Here is a 14,146-nt window from a genome sequence, read left to right on the forward strand (position 1 = left end):
CCGTGAGAACAAACAAAGTCGTCTGGAGTGAAGGCCTTTTTCTTCGTCCGCAACTTTTCCAGCAACAAGAACGCTATCTCGAGTATTACGCCCATAAGCGTGCTGCTACCATTACCCCTTTTTTCTGGGGATTTGCCCAATACGAAGTGGATAATGAAGCGTTATCGTACGGCAAACTGGTGATGCGCTCCGGCCGGGGTGTGTTGCCCGACGGTACGCCGTTTGATATGCCGGGCCATGCCGCCCTGCCAGAGCCGCTGACCATCACGCCAGATCACCTGGGAAAGTTGATTTATCTGGCTGTCCCGCTACGCTTAGATAACAGTGATGAAACGATTTTTGACGAGTATGACCTGAGTTCATTGGCGCGTTTCAAGGCGCAGGAAGCAGAACTCAATGATACCAACGCCATTCGTCAAGGGCCAAAACCGGTGCAACTGGCGCAGTTGCGCCTGCGATTGCTCTCGGAGACTGAGATGACCGAGTCCTGGATTGGTTTGCCATTAACGCGTGTGCGTGCGATACAACCGGATGGCAGCGTACTGCTGCACACCGAAGACTACATTCCGCCGGTCACGGGCTACGCGGCCAATGATTTGCTGACCGAATGGTTGACCCATCTAAATGGCTTGGTCAAGATGCGTGCCGAGATGCTGGCGCAGCGTCTGTCCAACAGCGACGGCAAAGCCAGCGCCAGTGCGGAAATTGTTGATTACCTGCTGCTGCAGATCTTCAATAAATACGAACCGATACTCGACCATTTACGGCATATTCCGGAACTGCCGCCGATCACGCTGTACCAGGAGTTGGCCAAATTTGCCGGTGAGCTGTCAACGTTCATTCGGGTCAAGACCCGCCGTCCGCGTCCGGCGCCCGGCTACGACCATGCGCGGCTGTACCCGTCGATCCGCCCGTTGGTGGATGATATCCACGATCTGCTCAACCAGATCCTGGTCCGTGCCGGTCAGATGATCCCGCTGGAGCCGCGTGGCAACGGCGTGTGGTCGGCTTCGATGCTCCCGGGTGAATTGCGCAGCTTCTCAAGCCTGGTATTGGCGGTGTCGGCGCAGTTACCGATGGATGTGTTGCAACATCAGTACGCAGCACAGGCCAAATTCAGTGCACCGCAGCAGTTGCACGAGCTGGTGCGTTCTCACCTGCCGGGATTGGAGATCCATGCGTTGCCGGTGCCACCGCGCCAAATCCCCTATACGGCAGGATACGTCTACTTCGAATTAATGAAGAGTGAACCTTTTTGGGACAAAATTGCCAGCACAGGGGCCATAGCCACACACGTGGCGGGTAACTTCCCTGGGTTGAAAATGGAGCTCTGGGGTATTAGAGACTGATGAGTGATAGCAGCGAAGCGAACCTGAACGGGGATTTCTCGGCGTTTTCCCCAAAAAGCACCAGCGAACCCCATGCACAAGCGCTGGGCCATTTCTTGCTGGACAGCCAAAGCCCGACAGGGGGATACGGTAACGATGCCGGCACCCGTTATGACGCCAGTCAACTGCGTAGAGAGAGTGTGCAACAGCGCGTGGCCGCGGTGCGGGCGTCATCGACCCCGTTGCTTGAAGCCGCGGAGCCGCTGTTACGTGCGCTGAGTGACATGCCTGACGAGGTAGAAGACCGCGATCAGGCGTCGCTGCTCAAGCAGAGCCTGAAGAATGAGATCACGCTGTTCAGTGTGGTGTGCGACGAGGCGGACCTTTCGTGGAAGAAAATGGCGATAGTCCGCTACTGTATCTGCACGGCGCTGGATGAAGCGGCACATGCCCGGCGTTGGGGCATGGACATGGGGTGGTCACAGAGCAACCTGCTCAACCACTTCGAAGGGGATAACGACGGCGGTAACAAGTTCTTCCTGCTGGTAGGCCGGTTGTCGATGAGTCCACAGGAGTATGCCGATGTTCTGGAAATCCTGTTGCGCATCATGGGACTGGGTTTTGAAGGGCGTTACAGCATCATTGAAAACGGTGAACGCCAACTGACGAAAATACGTCAACGTTTGCTGACGCTGTTGCAAAGCACGCGAGACAGCACGGTGGGGGCGCTGTCAGTACATGCACTCCCACAGCGTGAGGTAAAGAAGCAGCAGCGTTTTTTTGTGCCGGTGCGGGTATCACTGCTGTTTGCAGGCGTGTTGGTGGTGAGCAGCTTTATCACGTTCAAATACCTGCTGATGGTGCCGCAAGGTGAACTGCTTGAAGAGATGAAGGCCCTGATGCGTCAGCCTGAGGCTCAGCCGGTCAGTGCCCCGGTTGCCCCGGAACGATTGCGTTTGGCGATACTGTTGAAGGCGGAGATAGCGCAAAAGCTGGTGAGTGTTGATGAAACGGCGGGTAACAGTAAGGTGACCTTCCGGGGAGACTCGATGTTTAGGGTCGGCGCCGTCAGCGTGAAGCCAGAGATGTTGCCAGTGCTCAAGCGCGTGGCGGAGGAGATCCAGCGAGTGAAAGGGAGCGTGGTGGTGGTGGGTTATACCGATAGTACGCCGATCAACCGTCCGGGTTTACCGAACAACCAGGTGTTGTCGGAGAAACGAGCGGCGAGTGTGGCGCAATTGCTCCAACAGGCAGGTATCCCTGCCGATCGCATCCGCTTTGAAGGGCGAGGTGAGGGTGAGCCGCTTGCCAGTAACGATACCGCAGAAGGGCGAGCACAAAATCGTCGTGTAGAAATTTCTGTAACTTACTAATGGACGTGTCATGTCAGTATTTAATCGATTGTTTTCAGGCCAAGGTTTAAAACGCATCTTACTGATAGCCTGCTTCGGTCTGCTGGCTGCCGCCATCTGGTTCCTCGGCCCGTGGCTGGGATTTGGTGATGCCCGTCCTCTGGAAGCTGTAGAAGGGCGCGTCATCATGTTGCTGGTACTGTTTTTACTGTTACTGGCTTATTGGTACCGTATCCCGCTATTTGTTGCTGTGGCGCTGCTGGTATTGGCTGCTGTGTGGATTATTGGCCCCTATCTGTTAATCGGTAAGGGACACCCGCTGGAAAGTGCTCTGCGTCGCGGCCTAGTTATGGCTGTGATCTTGCTGGTCACCATACTTTATGGGTTGTGGCGTCTGGTACGTGCGCTAGCGTTAGACCCTACGCTACTTGATAATTTCATTAAGAAGAAGCCCGTTGAAGTATTAGAGGAGCGTCCTGAGTACTCCGCGATCAATTCTGTGATCGAGGGTGGGGAGCGCTATATGCGCCGGATCCACCGTTCGTTACCTGCTTGGCGTCGGTTCTTCTCTATTGACTATCGTCGTGGCGGCTTGCCATGGTATTTAGTGCTTGGGACACCGGGAGCAGGTAAGACGTCTATGCTTTTCTCCTCAGGCCAGGAATTCCCGCTGCCTGAACAGTTGAATCGCAAAGGAAAAGAGAATCCGCCAACGGCCCATTGTGAATGCTTATTCACTAATGAAGCACTGTTCCTGGATACTTCTGGTAAGTACGCCAGCGAAGCACCACTGGCTAACCAAGAATGGATGAGCCTAGTTAAGTCGCTAAAACGACACCGTCCTGCCAAAGGGATAAATGGTGTAGTGTTGACACTCTCTGTGGCTGATATTCTGAATAAAAGTAAAACAGAGCTGCTGACTATCTCAGCAACACTACGTGCGCGTCTGGATAGTTTGCGCCAGCAGTTGGGTGTACGTTTTCCAGTCTATGTCACCCTGACTAAAATGGATTTACTGGCAGGTTTTGAAGAGTATTTCCGTAATCTTACGGAAACTGAGCGCGAACAAGTCTGGGGTATGACTTTCCCGTGGAATAACGAAAAACCCGTAAGTGCTGAAGTTTTGAAAACGCAGCTCGGTCAAGAGTTAACCTTACTGGAAAATCGTATCAGCCGCGTAATGTACCTGCGCCAGCAAGAAGAGTATGACGTGGGCGATCGCAAACGTATGTATGCGTTGCCGCAGGATTTTCGTTTGCTGGCACAGACGCTAACGGAAGTGTTGCAAAATATCTTCTTTGCTTCGCGTTACGATGAAAGTCATTTCCACGCTACGCTACGCGGTGTTTATTTTCTGAGTAGCTGCCAACCACAGACGGTAGGGTTGCTCAATAACAACACGTTGTTGCAAAAATGGAACAACTTGATACATCAGCTCAAGCCGCAAACGCCGACCTCACTTTCTCACAAGGTGGATGAGGAAGATGCGTTGGTGTCTGAAACGGCATGGGGCAAACATTATTTTTTAACCCGCTTGTTTAGCGACATCATTACCAAGGATCGCGATCTCGTTGTTGATAATATTACAGTGCAGTCAACGCATCGCTTTCAGAACGTGTTCGGACATTTGGCGACTTGGGGGGTTGCTGCCTGGCTGTTTGTAGCTTTGCTGACCAGTTACCATCTGAACCGTGATTACTTGCAAGTGCTGGCGAGTAAGCTAGATACTTTATCAGGGCAAGTGACACAGTATCTGAAAAATCCGGGAGAGCAATGGCTGCCGAAGGTTCTCAGTACATCGCAAAACTTGGCGTTGTACGAGCGCCTGGATCTTGACCAGCCTGCCCTTGATTGGCGGTATGGGCTCTATACTGGAAGAGCGGTATCACGCGGTAGTGATGTGTTATATCACTTCTTCTTACAGCGTTATCTGTTGCCACAGTTGGAAAAGCAGGTAGCATTGGGTCTGCAAAGCGCATTGCAATCACCTAATGATGTGGCGGTATGGCAATCCTTGAAACTCTACCTAATGTTAGGGGGAGCAGGACCGCAAGATACCCCGTGGTTGGTTGAGCAAATCACCGAACGTTGGGAGCGCAGTGGAGCTATCGGCGCCTTTGAGGAGCGTACACTTTTTGTGGCGCACCTGAATGCCTTGTTCTCTCACCCGGATTGGCGTCAATATGGCAGTGCTTTGGATCCTGAGTTAGTGAAAGCGGCGCGCGATCGGTTGGGTGCCAAACCAGAAAGCGAACGTGTGTGGCAGCGGTTGAGAGTTGAAGTGCTCGGAGATTCGCCCCCCAATTTGACGCTGCGGACTTTGATCGGGCGGCAAGCTCCTTTGGTATTTACCTTGGACGATGCGACGTTGCAACAACAGGGTATCCCAGGGATGTATACCCGTGAGGGGTGGGAAGTAGTTAAAAAAAAACTGTTATCCTCCCTCCTGAAAGTGCAAAACGAGGATGGCTGGGTAATGGGGAAGTCCTCGCCTTCAGTTAATCCGTTGGCATTTCGGGACGATGTGACGACCTACTATTTGCAAGAGTACACAGCATATTGGCAGCGCTTTCTTAACAGTATTCGACTGATTTCTGTCGGGGGGGAGGATCAAGCGACAGCGCAAGGTACGTCGCTTAATATTGCGTTGTTGCGCACTCTGGTGGCTGATAATTCCCCTTTGCGTAACTTGGTAACTCGCGCAGTGAGTGAAACCACACTTGGCACTGATGCTAAAGCTATTCCGAATGCGTTGAGTAACCAAATGAATCAGGGGGTGGTGTTACAGCAGGCAAAAAAGTTGCAGGAGACGCTTCACTTTCGTGAACAGCGACTGGTACGTCAGCAACTAGATAACAATTTCAGCGCGTTGCGTAATTTTGTGCGGGGCGAATCGCAGGGTGACGGTGCTGCGGCAGACTTTGCCCAAGCCCAGGGCACCCAATTTAGTCAGGTGATGCGGTTGCTTAGCGATCAATATACGCGATTTATTGTCTACAACAGTGCTTTTGCCTATGGCGATATTCCGCCGTTAACGGACGAAAGTGCTCGCTTGGCCGCTGAGTCTGGTTTGTGGCCGGAGCCAGTGAAGAGCATCGTTTCACCTTTGCTGACGCGTTTTTACGATAAAATTAAACAGCGCGTTGTCAAACTGAGTGCTGAATCGATCGATCAAGGGCCAGGGGAGATCTGCCGTACCAGCCTGCAGGGGCGTTATCCATTTGCCGACAGCAACCAAAATGCGACCCTTGCCGATTTTGAACGTTTTTTTGGCACAGGTGGAGTCGTTGATAGCTGGTTCCAGCAAAATCTGGCAGCGAAAGTGGATACGTCATCCCATCCCTGGCGTTTCAAAGGAACAGCGGACAGCACCGGCCTAGAATTTTTTGAGCAGGCTGGCCGCATACGCAACGCATTTTTTGCTGGCGATGGTCGGAAAATGGTGCTGAATTTTTCGGCTTCGGTGCAATATCTTTCGCCGACAGCCTTACAATTTATTCTTAATATGGACGGCAACCGACTCACCTATGCACATGGTCCGGTGGTGCCGCAAGACTTTAGTTGGCCTGGGACGCAACGCGGTACTTTACTCAGTGCCACAACGCGTCGCCAACAGGCAAGTGCGTTGCCCGATCGCGTCTATCGTGGTCCTTGGGCTTGGTTACGTTGGCTGGATGATGCTGACATGGTCAAAACGTCTGGGGACGACGGGTTGTTGGTGGGCTGGGAAATGGGTAAAGATCGCGTAGAGCTTGAAATTGTGGGGTTACGTGTCGACGGGCAGAACTTGGGGGATGTTTTGCGGAGTTTCCGCTGTCCAGCTAGCAATGAGAAGGATGCTGGCTGATGTTTGGCCGCTCTAAGATCAAACTTTGCCTCCCGGATAAGCCCAGTCTGCTACCACGTTTCGTCCGTCTTAACCGTGGGCGGCATGCAGTATCTTCCCTGTTGGAACAAGTGACACGGCAGATGGCACCTTCGCACATGACATCAACGGTGTTTGCGCACTATCCCTGGAGTTTTGCTGCTCCCGCACCTGCGATATGGCCAAGACACTATGTTATAGGGGCTTTTTTACCGGGTACAACACCACCAGTGGCGTTGTATGCTGTGGTAAGTGGTGAAGGATTGTTTCCCCCTCTAGGTATGCGGGATAGCTTACCGTTCTGGTTGGCTCGCACGCTGACCAGCCCAATGACAGTTGTTATTGATGCTAAGCGCGAGGCAGAAATACGCCACTGGTGCAAACTGTTGCAGCGAATGTTGATCGCTGGACGGCCTGCTCTAAGTAGCAATACACTGCCGTTGTGGGAAGGGTTGCGGGATGCACGGTGTGAGGCGGATGTTGAAATTGGCAGTGAACATGGAGTGGATGCAATGCCATGGATGGAGTGGCCTGGCTGCATTCGGAACGAGGAAACAATCTGGATCTGGAGGCAAAGCAGGTATGGAAAAGTAATTGAATCCCAAAAGATGAACCGATTTGAGTAAACCGACAAATAATAAAGTGTGAATTGCACACTTTGCGATATTAACCAGGGCATTGAATATGACTATGTCGCGAACAATAACACTGAGCAGCCCGGCGATGCCCCAATTATTGGGTGAACCTGCGCTGGTGCTGACAAGGTTGGAAGGTGAAGAAGCCTTTTCAACCCTCTATACTTACACCTTAACGGTGAAAACACCCGCCAATCCACAAATTCCTTGGCAGACTGCGTCGAATATCGATCTCAAAGCACTGATCGGTAAAGAGATGACGGTTGAAATAGAGCTGGATGGAAACGGCCTGGATGAAACCAGGGGTATGGGTAAAGGCGTACGCGAAATTTCCGGCTTGGTTGAGAAAGCGCGTTATATTGGGCGAGATGCCAACCAGGCGATGTTTGAGATCGTGATTCGCCCATGGTTGTACCTGAGCACATTAACCAGCGATTATAAAATCTTCCAGAGTAAATCTGTGGTCGATATCATTGAAGAGGTGCTGGCAGATTATAGCTTCTCTTATGAGAAACGTCTGGCTTCGAGTTATCCTCTACTTGATTTTCAGGTGCAATACGGTGAAACCGATTTCGATTTCATCGAAAGATTGATGGAAGAGTGGGGTATCTACTGGTTCTTCGAGCATCAGGATCAGAAGCAAAAATTGATCTTGGTTGACCACGTTGGAGCGCACAAAACTTTCTCAAGTGAAGCTTACCGAACTTTGGAGTATTCACCAGATGCTCCTAAGGCTGGTGAAGAGTATGTCACGCAATTCCATCATCAGGAAGCGCTGGCCAGTGGGCGTTGGGTAACCAACGATTATGACTTTACCAAATCTCGTGCAGATATTCTCGCCATTGATGTAAAGCCGCGCAAGACCAGCTTTAGCGATATGGAGTTGTATAAGTGGCCAGGGGATTACGATCAAACGGCAATAGGCGAGCAGTTGGCGCGGATCCGTATCGAAGAGCGTGGTGCTCAAGGGTCACGTGCGGTTGGTAGCGGTGAGTTGCGTGGTGTGGTCTGTGGCACTAACTTTGTGCTTGAAGGCTACCCGGTAGATAAAGTCAACCGTGAATATATGGTGATTTCTAGCCACTTGACGATACAGGAAGTGGACCAACTGTCACACGATGAACAGTTCAGCGTGCATTGTCAGTTTACCGTTCAGCCGACCAGCAAAATTTATCGTCATCCGCAAATTATTCAGAAACCTTGGACCCATGGCCCGCAGAATGCCATAGTGGTCGGCCCGCCAGGCGAGGAAATTTGGACGGATGAACATGCACGTGTCAAAGTGCGTTTCCTCTGGGACCGTTACGGTACAAACACAGAGTCCGACTCGTGCTGGCTTCGTGTGAGTCAAGCTTGGGCGGGTAACAGCTTCGGTGCGATCTATATTCCACGCGTGGGCCATGAAGTTATCGTTGATTTTATCAATGGTGATCCTGATCGTCCGTTAATTGTTGGCAACCTGTATAACAACGTTACACCGCCGCCGTGGGATCTGCCTGCTAATGCGACACAAAGCGGTTTGATAACTCGTACGGTGGGCGGTGGACTCACTAATTACAACGGCCTTCGTTTTGAAGATAAACCCGGTCTGGAACAGTACTGGGAGCAGGCTGAACGTAATATGTCACGCCTGACAAAGAACGATGAAAAGCACGTGATTGGCTCCAACTCTGATCTCAGTGTTGGTTTAAACCGTAGTGAGCTTGTGGGTGTGAACTTTAGCCGCAATGTTGGGGTGAATGCCTCAGACACCATTGGGGTAAACTCGACGCTCAGTGTGGGTGTGAACCGTACCGTTTCGGTTGGGGCTAATTACACTCAAATCGTTGGCGGTACTGCGACCCACTTTGTGGTCGGGCAATTCTCACTGAAGATTGCTGCACCACAGTGCCACATGATCCAGGGTTTCCATGCATTTAACGTGCTGGGAGCGATGACTACCAACGTAGGTGGGGCCAACCTCACAAACGTCGGCGGTTATAATGGTACGAGCGTAGGCGGAGCATGGCAGGCAACTGCCGGTGGTGCCGCGACGCTGTGTGCCGGTGGTGCAATAGCGATCGATTCCGGTGGGAAATTGCTGCTGACCGGCAAAGTGATCAAAATCATTGGTAAAGACAAAATCATCATCGACAGTAAGTGCGTGGAGATCAATCCATGCGATGACGATTGCGGTGGTAGTGGTGCAGGGGTTGGGCTATCTGGTCTTGCCAGCTTGGCGGGGTTAGGTGGGTTGTTAATGCCGAGATCTCTGGTGGGGGGGATTGGCTTACCGATTCCATTACCACCAATTCCGATACCAGGACCTCCAGGACCTCCAGGACCTCCAGGACCTCCAGGACCTCCAGGACCTCCAGGACCGACGCCAGAGCCGACGGGCTCACAGACGCCAGAGCCGACGACGACGACGCCAGAGCCGACGACGCCAGAGCCGACGACGCCAGAGCCGACGACGCCAGAGCCGACGACGCCAGAGCCGACGACGCCAGAGCCGACGACGCCAGAGCCGACGACGCCAGAGCCGACGACGCCAGAGCCGACGACGACGACGACGACGACGCCAGAGCCGACGACGCCAGAGCCGACGACGCCGGAGCCGACGACGCCGGAGCCGACGACGCCGGAGCCGACGACGCCAGAGCCGACGACGCCAGAGCCGACGACGCCGGAGCCGACGACGCCAGAGCCGACGACGCCAGAGCCGACGACGCCAGAGCCGACGACGCCAGAGCCGACGACGCCGGAGCCGACGACGCCAGAGCCGACGACGCCAGAGCCGACGACGCCGGAGCCGACGACGCCGGAGCCGACGACGCCAGAGCCGACGACGCCAGAGCCGACGACGCCAGAGCCGACGACGCCAGAGCCGACGACGCCAGAGCCGACGACGCCAGAGCCGACGACGCCAGAGCCGACGACGCCAGAGCCGACGACGCCAGAGCCGACGACGCCAGAGCCGACGACGCCAGAGCCGACGACGCCAGAGCCGACGACGCCAGAGCCGACGACGCCAGAGCCGACGACGCCAGAGCCGACGACGCCAGAGCCGACGACGCCAGAGCCGACGACGCCAGAGCCGACGACGCCAGAGCCGACGACGCCAGAGCCGACGACGCCAGAGCCGACGACGCCAGAGCCGACGACGCCAGAGCCGACGACGCCAGAGCCGACGACGCCAGAGCCGACGACGCCAGAGCCGACGACGCCAGAGCCGACGACGCCAGAGCCGACGACGCCGGAGCCGACGACGCCAGAGCCGACGACGCCAGAGCCGACGACGCCGGAGCCGACGACGCCGGAGCCGACGACGCCAGAGCCGACGACGCCAGAGCCGACGACGCCAGAGCCGACGACGCCGGAGCCGACGACGCCAGAGCCGACGGGCTCACAGACGCCGGAAGCTTAAGTGTGATTAACCTGGCCCCTGCAGATGCAGGGGCTTTTAGAACTCTCAATAGGAGGGAAAGTTATGACTCTTCCTGCAGCAAAAGTAGGGGATGCAACGTCCGATGGCGGAGTGATCGCCACCGGCTCCCACAATGTTTTCATCAACAATCTTCCTGCCGCCATAGCGGGCAAGAGTGCGATACCTTGTCCACTGCATGGTGGGGCAGCGCTCGCAACTGGCTCGTGCTCGGTATTCATCAACAGCCTGCCAGCAGGGCGTGTCGGTGATGTTAGCGGGTGTGGTGGTGCGGTTGTATGTGGTTCACCTAACGTTTTTATCGGTTAACCTGTATGCAACTGCAGATTAACTGGCCACCGACTTCGCAGATGTATCCGGTGGATGAGTCATTTACGCCTGAAAAGGCGTATTACTTCTGTCTGCAGCATGGGAACTTCGGCCTGATCCGCCCAGCAGGGGCCGCGGGCTACTTATGCTTTTACTGGTTGCGATCGGAACTGGTGATGGAATATCACAGTACTGAGTACATTTGTTCTGTAAATAGCCAACCGTTGTTGCCGGGTACCCGCATGCCCTTGCGTTACGGTATGGCAATCCAAGCTGGCCAGTTTAGTCTAAGCGTTACCCCAATAGCACCCCTGGAAGAAGCGCTTGCGCCTGATGAGAGTAGGACAGAGTTTGATGCACAGGAAGAGTTTCCTGAGCTTGAGAATCTGTTGAGTCACGGTGGGCACTATACGCCATGGCAGGCTGCGATGGCGATATCTGATGGGGCTCCATCGGAAGAAGAAGATGTGCTAAAGCAGCTGAGCGCTGAGTACAAACGCTTTTTACTCTGGGGCGATCAGAGTCGTAATTTTTTGAATCAGGATGTACAGCAGGAAAATCGGCTCCCCGCACGCGATCCTTTTCTCGATAATATTATGGAGAGTGTCAGGGATAAAACCATGGTGGAATGCATCCTTGCCGAAGGTAGCCTGATTGAACGTGTGTTAGAAGAGCTAGTGGCCTTTAACCAGGCAGAAATCAGCGAGGATGAACAGCCCGACTTGCTGAGTTTGCTGGCGCCGGAGCATTTGGCGAGGATTAACCGATCGGCGGTATCGGACTTGCTCTATCGGGAACTGCATAAACTCGGGCTGGACAGCCATCTTTAATGGTGAATGAGGAAAGATTATGACGACAACTAACACAGTGACTATCAGTGCTGAAACAGTAGATCTTGATGAGTGGACGCTGCAGGCCGTGAGTGAGGTTAAGCGTTCTCCGGGGAGTATTGAAGCACGGCTGCAACTGTTCAAACTGTATTGCGTCCAGGCGGATTGGGACCGTGCCTTGCGCCAGTTGGATACCTTGGTAAAGATTGAGCCGGAATCGAAGCGGCAGAGTGAACTGTATAAAAATCTGTTGCTGAGTGAGCGGATGCGTGAGCTGGTGTTGTCTGGTGAACGAGAGGCCGGTTCATTGGAAGGGCAACTGCCAGCGTGGACTGAGTCTTTGCAACGAGCAAATGCGCTATACGCCGCAGGCCAGGAAGCTGAGGGTGAAGTGCAACGAGCTCAGGCGCTCAACGAGGCTTCTGCACGGGCGGGGCATGGTGAGATGCTTGGGGACTTCGAATGGTTGGCAGACGGGGATGAACGTTTGGGGCCGATCTGCGAGTTTATCTGTGCAGGTGGCTACCGGTGGGTGCCTTTTGCCGATATTGAGTTATTGAAGGTCAGCGCACCACAGGGCTTAATGGATCTGGTATGGGCTCCAGCGCAACTAGTGGTTAATGGGAAGACCTGGCATGGTTACGTACCTGCGCGTTATCCGGTGCAGTCTGATAGTGATACCGTGTTCAAGACCGGGCTGGAAACGGCGTGGCAGCAACAAGGAGAAGGGCGTTATATTGGTCAAGGCCGCAAAATGTGGATCAGTAATGTAGGCGAGTATTCGGTGTTTGAGGCTGGTGAGATACAGTTTGGAGCCGTAGGCGATGAAGGCGAAGCGTAAGCCATTTTTGCCCTGTCTGTGGGACAGGTTGCTGGATGATGAGCCGAGGCAGCAAACCGAAGCCTGGGACAAATATCATTTTGATATACGTGCCATGCGTGCAATGGTTCAGCGCAATATTTTCGATATCCTTAATACAGCAAATATCGAGAGTCGTCTAACTGCAGGCAGACACCGAGAAGTGGCTTCATCGGTACTGAACTTCGGCATATCCCCCTTAGTTGGGGGACATGCAACCCCGCATAACTGGACCATAATAGAGCGAATGATCCGTGAAGCGTTGTTGCGCTTCGAGCCGCGTCTGCTGCCGGAATCGATTATTATCAACCTGCATGGCGATAAAAAATCGCCGGTAAGCAACGGGGTGATTAATTTTGAGATCCGGGGCTTGGTCGCGTGGGATCCTCACCCGTTCGATCTGTCTCTTGGTGCACGTTATGATATCGAAACAGACAGTGCTAGTGTGAAGCTGAATAATTAAGATAGGTTTAGGTTGTGTCCATGAACTGCATATGAGCGTTAGCGTTGTTGGTGATTATTTGATCATCGCACCAGGCAATTTATGGGGTGAGGTGCAGTGAGCAACGAACAACACTGCATGCGCTCAGTGCTACCAGCCCTTCTTGCTGCACTTCAAGCCTGACAAACACCGAGGATGGGCTTTTGAGTCGGTGAGGGCATCTGGCAGTTTAGAGACACACAGCTTGACCCCACTCAGTTTTCTAAGCCTATCACACTTCAATATCCATCGCTTCTTCAAGCTACGGGGAGATGAAGCGAGCTTTTTCTTATTTTGGGCCTTGCTCCAACGCTTTTTAGATTGGTCTATGGACGGGGTGCTACTTGTTACTACTGTCTGCATCTTAAACTTGAAGTTATCTGGTTGTACCTCACATATCCTATTATTCAATCAAAAATATTATTCAAGGTAAAAAACTGAATAAGCTCCTGATTGGACTCTATCTCAAGTTTTCTCATCGCCGAATTTTTTTGCAAGCTAATTGTTTTAGCACTGCGATTAAGGCGTTCAGCAATATTTGCAATGGAATCACCGGCAACAAAATATCTCAGTACTTCAAATTCGCGTGGAGAAAGGCTATTAATCTTTTCCTGCAAAAGCGATGGTTTTTTCTCAGCAGAATTTTTGTCAGTAAAAGAAGGGGGATAGTATTTTTTGTGGTTTCTTAATGCCTTTAATGCAACATGCATTTCACTAAGTGGATCTTGCTTGTAAACGACACCGGCTATGCCCAGATCATATAACGCTGATACGATCAATGGGTTATTAATCATGGTAAGCACCAGCAGTTTTATCTGTGGGAATTTTCTCACCAGATAGCCAACGAACTTCAAACCATCTTGGTAGGATTCATCTTTAGGCATATTATAGTCAGTAATAATAATATCTGGTGGTGTTGCGGTGACGTAGCGTATAAGTTCGGAAGATGTTGAAAAGCACTCAGCAACAATAATGTTCGGGAGTTGTTGAAGATAGTCCTTCATACCGGCCAAAACGACTTGATGATCATCAAGTAATACAACGCGTAGTTTTTCCATTTTTC

9 protein-coding genes and 1 pseudogene are annotated in these 14,146 nt (G+C 52.8%); 9 read left to right on the forward strand and 1 reads right to left on the reverse strand.

Annotated features, from left to right (window positions below; genetic code table 11):
- Positions 1-2 precede the first annotated feature (2 nt).
- The 9 genes and pseudogenes from tssK (at position 3) to OK023_RS01915 (ending at position 13,065) form a co-directional block, all read left to right on the forward strand.
- Positions 3-1,349 carry a type VI secretion system baseplate subunit TssK gene (tssK, locus tag OK023_RS01875; RefSeq protein WP_317694509.1) on the forward strand — a complete coding sequence of 449 codons (1,347 nt, stop codon included), beginning with the start codon at positions 3-5 and terminating at the stop codon, positions 1,347-1,349.
- Positions 1,349-2,701 (forward strand): type VI secretion system protein TssL, long form, encoded by a 1,353-nt coding sequence (gene tssL / locus OK023_RS01880; RefSeq protein WP_317694511.1) that lies wholly within the window; start codon positions 1,349-1,351, stop codon positions 2,699-2,701. The genes tssK and tssL overlap by 1 nt, the downstream gene beginning before the upstream one ends.
- 10 nt (positions 2,702-2,711) lie before the next feature.
- Positions 2,712-6,527, forward strand: a complete 3,816-nt coding sequence (gene tssM, locus OK023_RS01885; protein ID WP_317694512.1) for a type VI secretion system membrane subunit TssM — start codon at positions 2,712-2,714, stop codon at positions 6,525-6,527.
- Entirely contained in the window at positions 6,527-7,171 is a 645-nt protein-coding gene (locus tag OK023_RS01890; RefSeq protein WP_317694513.1) for a hypothetical protein, read from the forward strand. Before tssM ends, OK023_RS01890 begins: the two co-directional genes overlap by 1 nt.
- Positions 7,172-7,268: 97 nt before the next feature.
- Positions 7,269-9,905, forward strand: a pseudogene (locus OK023_RS01895) (type VI secretion system Vgr family protein); the annotation flags it as partial.
- A gap of 744 nt (positions 9,906-10,649) precedes the next feature.
- Positions 10,650-10,913: a PAAR domain-containing protein gene (locus OK023_RS01900; RefSeq protein WP_317694514.1), complete on the forward strand. Its 264-nt coding sequence runs from the start codon at positions 10,650-10,652 to the stop codon at positions 10,911-10,913.
- Between the two features lie 5 nt (positions 10,914-10,918).
- The gene (locus OK023_RS01905; RefSeq protein WP_317694515.1) at positions 10,919-11,743 is read left to right on the forward strand and encodes a TagK domain-containing protein; all 825 of its coding nucleotides are present in this window, start codon (positions 10,919-10,921) and stop codon (positions 11,741-11,743) included.
- 19 nt (positions 11,744-11,762) lie between these two features.
- Complete coding sequence (locus OK023_RS01910; protein WP_317694516.1) at positions 11,763-12,584, forward strand: type VI secretion system accessory protein TagJ; 822 nt, start codon at positions 11,763-11,765, stop codon at positions 12,582-12,584.
- Positions 12,568-13,065 (forward strand): type VI secretion system baseplate subunit TssE, encoded by a 498-nt coding sequence (locus tag OK023_RS01915; protein ID WP_317694517.1) that lies wholly within the window; start codon positions 12,568-12,570, stop codon positions 13,063-13,065. Before OK023_RS01910 ends, OK023_RS01915 begins: the two co-directional genes overlap by 17 nt.
- Positions 13,066-13,490: 425 nt before the next feature.
- On the opposite strand, the gene OK023_RS01920 is transcribed toward OK023_RS01915, so the two are convergent.
- Positions 13,491-14,141 (reverse strand): response regulator, encoded by a 651-nt coding sequence (locus OK023_RS01920; RefSeq protein ID WP_317694518.1) that lies wholly within the window; start codon positions 14,139-14,141, stop codon positions 13,491-13,493.
- Positions 14,142-14,146 lie beyond the last annotated feature (5 nt).

Origin of the sequence: Serratia sp. UGAL515B_01 (genome assembly GCF_033095805.1) — a bacterium.
Classification (GTDB): domain Bacteria; phylum Pseudomonadota; class Gammaproteobacteria; order Enterobacterales; family Enterobacteriaceae; genus Chania.